Origin of the sequence: Shewanella sp. (assembly GCF_051658185.1) — a bacterium.
Taxonomy (GTDB): Bacteria; Pseudomonadota; Gammaproteobacteria; order Enterobacterales; family Shewanellaceae; genus Shewanella.
Map to the genome: position 1 here is coordinate 1 of NZ_JBOFMC010000401.1, position 9,345 is coordinate 9,345.

Here is a 9,345-nt window from a genome sequence, read left to right on the forward strand (position 1 = left end):
GGGTGTTTTTTTCACCCGCGCTATTGTGATTCGCAAATCCGTGGGAATGTTGCCACTTAGCAATCGAGTGCACAGGTTTCATCCCTGCTGGCGTGGAGAAGTTGGTAGCTTTCATCTGATTTACCTAAAAAATACACACTGACGCATTGATGAGAAAGTTGTACAAGATTTTAGTTTGAAAATCAAAATATATGTTTACCAAACAAAGTCTAGGCAAACTACTTGGCGGGAAGAGCCGTCAAGCGCAATCATGACAAGGTGCGCATCAGACTTAAAACGAGACTCCACAAGAGATAGCAACAGAGAATCGCGACAAAAATAAGACACAAAAAAGCCGCATGATGCGGCTTTTTAAGGGATTAGACTTTTGATGACCTTAGACCGTTAACTTTAGGCCGTTGACTTTAACATTGTATGAAAAAGAATCAAAAGCGACCAACCCATTCCACTGTTTTACGATAGGTTTACATCACCCGTCTTAAAACATCGAAACAAAGAATGCGCTGAAAAATAAAGCAATAACAACAGTCGTACCTAGAGCCATTTTAAGTTCAGTATTCATCATCCACTCTCCTCGTTGATATGGCTACATTATTAACAGCCCTGTGCGAAAAACCCATGCTGGGATCCCTATTTTGTGAGCCACCGCCAATTTATCGGGTTTATTTCTCATCGCTGCCAACACAAAGGTGACCATAGTCACAAAAGTCTAAGCTTATCATCTAGTAACACCATGCAAGATCAATAAAATCTTACCCTCGCGACACGATTCTTCATCGTTTGTAGCCGTCTTTTTGTTATACTTCGCCCGCCATTCATTGACCGAGGGAAACCCATGTCGCAACTATTACACACTATGATCCGCGTCGGTAATCTAGAACGCAGTATTGCCTTTTATACCCAAGTACTTGGTATGACTTTGCTCCGCACCTCTGAAAACCCGCAGTATCGCTATTCGTTAGCATTTGTTGGTTATGGTGACGAATCCACTGGCCAAGCGGTGGTGGAACTGACCTATAACTGGGACACTGACAAATATGATTTAGGCACAGGCTTTGGTCACTTAGCCATTGGAGATGAAGACATTTACGCACGCTGCGAGGCCATCGCTGCAGCAGGCGGCAAAGTCACGCGCGCGCCAGGCCCTGTCGCGGGTGGCACCACAGAAATCGCCTTTGTGGAAGATCCTGATGGCTACAAAATTGAATTTATTCAAATGAAATCAGCCACCCAAGGCTTAGGCTAATTTAACGGATTGCATTAAAGCTGAATGATTCACCACCACGCAGGTTTATACACCCATGCGGTGGTGAAAACCGCGAGACTCAAACTTAGGTTCTCCCCCAAGGGGCCTCATTGACCTACTAAAGTTGTTTTCTTTCGCCGTGGCAACCGCCACAACAGTAATAAAATCAAGCCAACAAGATATAGCGTCGGCTCAATCACCTCCGATTTGACTGACCAATAAAAGTGGATCGGCGCCAGTAACCCCACCAGATAAATGCCCGAATGCAAGGTTTGCCAGCGGCGGCCGAGTTTGCGCATTAACGCCTTGAATGAGGTGATCGCTAAGGCACTGATAATCAAATAAGCCATCGCGCCCAGCACAATATAGGGCCGTTTGACAACCTCACTAAAGAACAGCTCCCAGGCAAACAACAGATCTAAACTTAAAAATGCGGCGATATGCAAACTGGCATAGGCAAAGACATACAAGCCCACCAATCGACGAGTTTGCAGTAATACGCCCCATTTTAAGGCTTTGGCAATGGGAGACACCAACAGCGTCGCAACCAGCGCGTTAAGCGCCCCCATTCCAGTAAAGTGGATAATATATTGCACTGGATCGCCGCCCGCCCTGCCGGTTTGCACGCTCCACACTAATAGCAGCAGAGGCACCAGCCCGATGAGATGAAACAGTATTTTAAGCCAAATCAGATGTTTGGCTGTAAGTCTGAGCATGGAGCATTCCTTCACATGCAGCGATGGGCAATCATCACTGACGGCGCATCGCCATTGCCTCAATAAAATTTACGCAAATCCATCCCCTCATATAGGGATGCGACAAACTCGCCGTAACCATTAAAGGGTTGGGTATCAATACGTTTTGCCGAAAATAATCCGCCTTCACCAATGCGCCGCTCGGTGGCCTGTGACCAGCGCGGATGATCGACCGCCGGATTCACGTTGGCATAAAAACCGTATTCATGGGGGGCTAATTGATTCCAACTCGTCGGCGGCTGTTTGTCCATTACTCGGATACGCACAATCGATTTAATGCTTTTAAAGCCATATTTCCATGGCACAACCAAGCGGATAGGCGCCCCGTTTTGCGGTAACAATGTTTTGCCATAGAGACCAACGGCTAACAAGGTCAGCGGATTCATGGCCTCAGCCAGCGTTAAGCCTTCCACATAGGGATAATGGATCCCTCCGCCCATCAGACGATTTTTTTGTCCGGGCATTTGCTCAGGATCAAAGGCGGTTTCAAAGGCAACATATTTGCCGTTACTGGTCACCCCCACTTTTTTGAGTAACCCCGCTAAGCTAAATCCCACCCAAGGGATCACCATCGACCACGCCTCCACACAGCGTAAACGATAGGTCCGCTCCTCTAGCGGAAACATCTTAGTTAACTCATTAAAATCGAGGGTAATGGGTCGCTCAACCTCCCCTTCAACCCGCAGTTGCCAAGGGTCGACCTTAAAGCCTTGCGCATGATTGGCAGGATCCAGTTTACTGGTGCCAAACTCATAAAAATTGTTGTGAGTGGTGACCTTATCAAAAGGCGTTAAGACTTCTGCACTCTTGTACTGCTGCGGGGATTGAAAGGTCAGTGGCGCTGTTTTAAACGAGGCTTTGGGTTGTTCACCAAACAAATCGAACAATCCCGCCTGCACATAGCCAGGAATACTCGCACCGATAGCGCCCAATCCCATGGCCTTCACAATTTGCCGCCGAGAACGAAATACCGCCTCCGGCGTCACTTGATTATCCACTATCTGCCAGCGGGGCTTTTTAATAATCCCTTGGGTAAAACGCGTTTGATTAGCCAATGCACACCTCGACTGTATTGAGTGATTGAATCGCCACAAAACCATAATAGCTTGATATCACTTACGGTTCACTAACGCCATCGGTTGCGATTATGGGGTAAAAATACGTGGCTGTATCAACTGATAGACCATTAAACCCGTAAAATATTTCATATCATCAACCATTTTCCCTTTAAATGGATAAGTCTTGCGCAATAGGGCGAGATTGTTCATCAAAGCACTTGAAGCCTTTATAGGGGCATGCGAACCTAAGCGCCAATGCTAAAGGAGTGCAATCATCCATGTTACTTTCCCAATCTTTTTCCGCAGCCCAACTCGTCGGTTTTACTGCGATTGCCTTTCTCGGATTGCTCATTGGCGCCCTACTCAATCAGCGTTTAACCCGCCAGCGCTGGCAGCAACTGAAAGAAGAACTTGAGCAAGAGATGCGCCAAGTGAACGAAGATGCCGAGCTCTCCCTCGCCCAGCAACAAATCCTCATTGATGATAAAGAAGCGCAGCTGCGCCAATATCAACAACGCCTCGAACAAAAAATTGAGCAATTAGGCAAGGCCGAAGCACTCGCTGAGCGCGTGCCCGGGCTCGAACTGCAACTCAACGACAGCCAGCGCCGCCAGTTAGAATTGCAACTGGCGCTATCAAAATCCAATGCCCTACAACAAACCATTCAGGCCAAGGCCGATGCCCAGCAAGCCTCACTTGAGGATAAAATCGCCACCTTAGAAACCGCCGAAGTGCGCTTACAAACTCAATTTGAAAATCTGGCCAACCGGATTTTTGCCGAGCGCAGTGAAAACTTTAAACAGCAAAATGCCAGTCAATTAGAAGGGGTGCTCGGGCCACTTAAACAACAATTAGAAGGCTTTAGACGACAAATCCACGAGTCCTACACCCATGAGCAATCCGAGCGCAGTGCCCTCAAGCACCAACTCGAGCACCTGCGCATGCTCAATCTTAAAATGAGCCAAGATGCCATTAACCTCACTAAGGCCCTCAAAGGCGATAACAAGCAACAGGGAAATTGGGGCGAGGTCATTTTAGATCGAGTGCTACAGGAGAGCGGCCTGCGCGAAGGTCATGAATACCACACCCAGCAGGACTTAAAGGACGATAACGGTAAACGTTTTAAACCCGATGTGATAGTCCATTTACCCGAAAACAAAGATGTGGTCATCGATGCCAAAATGTCTTTGGTCAGCTATGAGCGTTACTTTAATAGTGAAGATCCTGCCCTGCGCCAACAGGCGCTCAATGAGCATGTGCTGTCGATCCGCAATCACATTAAAGGCTTAAGTCAAAAGGATTACCAACGCTTACATGGGCTTAAATCGCTCGATTATGTATTAATGTTTATCCCGATAGAGCCGGCATTTTTATTGGCCCTCGAGCAGGATCCCAGCCTAGTGAACTTTGCCCTTGAACAAAATATCATGCTGGTGAGTCCCACTAATCTGCTCGTGGCCCTGAGGACCATCAATAACATTTGGCGCTATGAGTATCAAAACCAACATGCACAAACCATCGCCAAACAAGCGGGACGAATTTACGACAAACTTTGTGGCTACATTGAAGATATGGAAAAGTTAGGCCGCGCTTTAGATAATGCCGAAAAGACCTACCACAGCGCCATGAACAAGCTGTCATCGGGTAAAGGCAATTTAGTGCGCCAAGCCCATCTGATGCAGCAGCTGGGCGTCGATACCAGTAAGCAACTCGATAAGGTCTTACTCGAAAAAGCCCTGAATGACGCGCTCGATGACACCGACAGTGATCCACAAGCAGATGACTCTCGCACGCCAACGTCGCAAGACGAGGTGCCGCAAGATGAGGTCACAAGGGATTTACCCTAGGCATACACAACGCCTAACATGATAGGCACACTGAGCGTACCATGACGCGATATCGCGCATGATGGGCAACACTGACAAACTTATTCCCCCGGTGGCAAACCATCACCGAGGCCCAACATCGAGGAGGCAAAATCAGCATGTGCAAACCATTGATGAATAGAGTGCTATCCAGTGCAATGCTATTGACAGCGGTACTGAGTTCCACTGCCGCATTCGCCTTAACCCCTGTACAAAAAACCTTTATCGATGCGGAGAAAGCCTTAAAAAAGCAAGATTATGCCAACTATAAGCCCCTGAGAGCCAAACTCGGCGATTACCCCCTCGCCATTTATTTAGACCATGATATCGATATTGGTCAGCTCAATGCCCTTAGCGGCGCCCAGGCAAAGTTGCTGATTGAAAAATATCGCACCACCCCGATGTACTCACGCCTTCGGATGAAATACTTACTCAATGCTGGTAGCCAAAAGCGGTGGAATGACTTTTTGAGTATCAGCCCCGAGGCCCCTGGGGATATCCGCCTAAAATGCTACTTTTATGAGGGAAAACTCGCCAAAGGTGATAGTCAAAGCGCCTATCATGCCGCCCAATCTCTCTGGGTACATGGCGGCTCACGCCCCAAGGAATGTGATCCGCTCTTTAACGCTTGGATTAAAGCGGGTAAACGCACCCAAGAAGTGATCTGGGCACGCATGTTATTAAGCTTCGAGCAGGGTGAAACCAGCCTGCTGAGTTATTTATCGCAAAAGATCACCAGTCACAACCACGAGGCCAAACAATTGGTAGCGGTGTATAAAGATCCCAATAGCCTGCGCCATACCGAAAAGTTTGCAGGCAAACATCCCATCCAAGGGGATATCGTCGTGGCGGGATTAAAACGCCTCGCCCGTAAGGATCTTGAGCAGGCCATGCATTTGTATACCAAGTATCAAAAAGCCCGGCGCTTTACCCCAGCCCAAGAGCAGCCCCTGCAAAAGTACTTAGTCCGTCGTGTACTTATCGATCAAAATCTAGCCTTTAAAGATTTTGCCGATAACTTACTGCCCGAACTCAAAAGTGATGAGCTTATTGAGCGCCGGCTGCGCTGGGCTATCCGCCAGCAAGAAAATCACCAAATCGCCCGCTACCTCAATTTACTCAGCCCCGATGCCCTTGCCAAAGATCGTTGGCAATATTGGCTCTACCGTACCAATGCCAAACAAGCTCCCGAAAGCGCAACCAAGGCCCTCGCGGGAGTCAGTAATGAACGCAGTTTTTACGGTTTTATGGCATCTCAGCTACTCAATAAACCGATATCCCTTAAACAAAGCCCTGCACCGGTAATGGATAAAAACAGCCCAAAACTTGAGGATGACCTCGGTTTTGTCAGAGTACAGGAGCTTATCGCCCTCGACCGCTATTTTGATGCCCGCTATGAATGGATAGCCCTATTAAAACGGGTCGACAATCCACTGCGCGCTCGCTATGGCCGTTACGCCCACGATCAAGGCTGGTATGACTTGGGTGTCGAAGCCAGCATCCAAGGTAAATTATGGGATGACATTCCGCTGCGCTTTCCCATGGCCCATCAAAGCGGCTTTGAACGCGCCAGTAAAAAGCATAAGGTCAATATTGATGAAATTCGCGCCATCAGCCGCCGGGAAAGTGCCTTTTATCGCTATGCGACCTCAGGCGTTGGCGCCCGTGGTTTAATGCAAATTATGCCCGCAACGGCCAAGGCCACCGCCAAAAAGCATGGCGCCAACTATACCGATCCGAAGGATTTGTACCGCCCAGAGTTAAATGTCAATTTAGGCAGTGCTTACTATGCCCAACTGCTAAATGAATTTAACCAAAACCGCATACTGGCGACCGCCGCCTATAACGCCGGTCCCTCCCGTGTGCGCCGCTGGTTAGCCGAGTCCAACGGCAAACTCGATGCCATGGCCTTTGTGGAATCCATTCCGTTCACCGAAACTCGGGAATATGTGCAAGCCGTATTGAGTTACCGCTTGATTTATGAGGCGCAAAAACAAAAACCGCAACCACTGTTAAATCAAGCTGAACTTGATTTTAATTACTAACCCGAGCTTTAAGGGGCCGGTGTAACAGCGGCCCCTTACGATTGACGGTGTCGATGCGATTGTCGATGCGACACCGTCAGTGTGGAAGCGCCGCGCTGGCCGTCAGCCAACGCCGCCAACCCTGATTTAACCTTGGTGATATCAAGCACTGTGGTATGAAGAGCAGTCAATCCAGCGCCGTGAGATAACCCGTGCCGTCGAGTCAGCGTCACTTACCGACGATGCCGTTTATCCTTACAGCAGCGACACCCCTAACCGCGCGAGTTGAAGATGTTAAAGTTAATCCAGTCGAACCAAATGGAAGTTCTGAGCGCCCATTTAGCCGCATATTTGCGCCAGAACGTGACAAGCACGCAATTACTGCAAAGCGAGCATATTCTGGTGCAAAGCCCCGGGATGTCGACCTGGCTACGCCTTGAGATTGCCAAACAAAATGGCATCGCCGCCGCGCTGGAGTTTCCCTTGCCATCGAGCTTTATTTGGCAATTGTGTCACGATTTACTGCCCAATGTGCCAAAGGAAAATGCCTTTACCAAGCCAGCCATGACGTGGAAGCTGCTGCAGCTCCTGCCGCGACTGTTAGCCGACGATGCCTTTGGGCCTTTGCGTCACTATTTACTAACCGATCCCGAATTAGCGTTAGCCTCAGAGCCCGCGTTATCCCCAGCGCTCGATGCCGACGTCGCCACGGCATCCATGGCCGCCCACCATGCCTGCGCCCTCGGCTCCCATGATGTCGATCAGTTTAAGCTCTATCAACTGTGCGGGCAGATCGCTGATATCTTCGATCAATATTTAGTTTATCGCCCCGACTGGATGCTCGCCTGGGAGCAAAATGCCGCACCTGAGGACATTGCGCTAAGCCCTGAGCAAATGTGGCAACCCTTGCTGTGGCGCGCCCTTGTGGCCTTTAACCGCGATGAACTGCAACAGAGCCATTATCACCGAGCCAATCTTCACGCCGATTTAATCGCCCGTCTTCAGGATCCCAAGACCTGCCTTAGCGCATTGCCCAAACGCTTATTTGTGTTTGGGATCTCGTCAATGGCGCCGCAAACCCTTGAGGTACTTTATCATTTAGCGGGTAGGATCGATGTGGTCATTCTCAGCCTTAGCCCCTGCCAACATTACTGGGGGGATATTGTCGATCCCCGCCACCGCGCGCGGATGGCGTTGCAGTACGCCGGGAAGCGGCAATTAGCCGAGCAGTGGGAGGATAAACTGGAGGTGGGCAATCCGCTGCTCGCCAACAACGGTAAAATGGGCCGTGAGCTCCTAGATATGTTGCTTGAGCTGCCAAGCGAACACTGTGACTTTGGCCATGATATTTATCGTGAGCCCTGCGCGGATCCCAATCAGCCAAGCAGCCAAGCCACCCTGCTCCAAGGGGTACAATACGATATTTTAGAGATGCAAACCCTCGACCGGGTGCTCGGCCCCGATCTGGCGTTATATCAACACCCCCAAGGGCGGCGCAAGCTTAGGCCAGATGATGAATCCATCTGCATCGTCAGTTGCCACAGTCCGCTAAGGGAAGTCGAAACCCTGCACGATCACTTGCTCGAGCTCCTTGAGCGTGAACAGTTTGCAAGCAGCGAGTCTGCGCAATCACGTCATGCCACAGAGCGGCTCTTACCCAAAGACATTGTGGTGATGCTGCCCGACGTGGCCGCTTACGCGCCCTACATTGATGCCGTATTTGCCGCCAAGCAAGGCGCCGATTATATCCCTTATGCCATTAGCGATCGTGGTGCAGCGCAAGAATCGCCCTTAATTAACAGCTTTTTAAATTTACTCGCCATCAACCAGAGCCGGTTTGGTTTGACCGATATTTTGAGCATTTTAGAAGTCCCGGCCATTTTGCGCCGCTTTGGCCTCGATGATGATGAGTTGCAACTCATCCGCCGCTGGTTAGATGAAGCGGCCGTCCGCTGGGGGCGCGATCAACACAGTCGCCTAAAACAAGGGGTGCCGGCCTTTGAACAAAACTCTTGGGCCTTTGGGATCAAACGCTTAATTCTAGGTTATGCCTTCAGCGACGATGCCCCCCTCTATCAGGGCAGCTTAGTGGTTAGCGGGATTGAAGGCCAATCGGCCCAGGCCCTTGGCAAGTTGCTTAACTTTATTGAAGTACTCGATGACACCGCTCATACCTTCGATAAACCTCAACACGGCGCCGCCCGTTTGGCGGAGCTGCACGCGCTGCTTGACGCCTTCTACGCCCCAGATGAAGAGGAAAATGAGCAATTATTGGAAATTCGCAGCGCCATAGAGGCGCTGCAAACCGAACTTAGCGCCGCCAGCTGCGCCCAAACTGCGCCAGCCTTGCAGGCCTTGGCATCGATGTCTCTGGCGCAACCTCATCTTCAGCCAAGT

At 49.9% G+C, this 9,345-nt stretch carries 6 protein-coding genes; 4 read left to right on the forward strand and 2 right to left on the reverse strand.

Annotated elements, in window-relative coordinates:
* Positions 1–835: 835 nt before the first annotated feature.
* Positions 836–1,246, forward strand: coding sequence for a lactoylglutathione lyase (gene gloA, locus ACRCZA_RS15005; protein ID WP_438675196.1), 411 nt, complete (start codon positions 836–838; stop codon positions 1,244–1,246).
* 107 nt (positions 1,247–1,353) lie between these two features.
* On the opposite strand, the gene msrQ is transcribed toward gloA, so the two are convergent.
* Positions 1,354–1,962 (reverse strand): protein-methionine-sulfoxide reductase heme-binding subunit MsrQ, encoded by a 609-nt coding sequence (gene msrQ / locus ACRCZA_RS15010; protein ID WP_438675197.1) that lies wholly within the window; start codon positions 1,960–1,962, stop codon positions 1,354–1,356.
* 59 nt (positions 1,963–2,021) lie between these two features.
* Positions 2,022–3,056, reverse strand: a complete 1,035-nt coding sequence (gene msrP / locus ACRCZA_RS15015) for a protein-methionine-sulfoxide reductase catalytic subunit MsrP (RefSeq protein ID WP_438675198.1) — start codon at positions 3,054–3,056, stop codon at positions 2,022–2,024.
* 281 nt (positions 3,057–3,337) lie between these two features.
* Between msrP and rmuC the strand changes: the two genes are divergently transcribed.
* The 3 genes from rmuC to recC all read left to right on the forward strand — a co-directional run.
* Positions 3,338–4,906 carry a DNA recombination protein RmuC gene (gene rmuC / locus ACRCZA_RS15020; protein ID WP_438675199.1) on the forward strand — a complete coding sequence of 523 codons (1,569 nt, stop codon included), beginning with the start codon at positions 3,338–3,340 and terminating at the stop codon, positions 4,904–4,906.
* A 137-nt stretch (positions 4,907–5,043) separates the two neighbouring features.
* Positions 5,044–6,969, forward strand: coding sequence for a transglycosylase SLT domain-containing protein (locus ACRCZA_RS15025; RefSeq protein WP_438675200.1), 1,926 nt, complete (start codon positions 5,044–5,046; stop codon positions 6,967–6,969).
* A 270-nt stretch (positions 6,970–7,239) separates the two neighbouring features.
* Positions 7,240–9,345: exodeoxyribonuclease V subunit gamma (gene recC / locus ACRCZA_RS15030; RefSeq protein WP_438675201.1), on the forward strand; the 2,106-nt coding region annotated here is incomplete at its 3' end.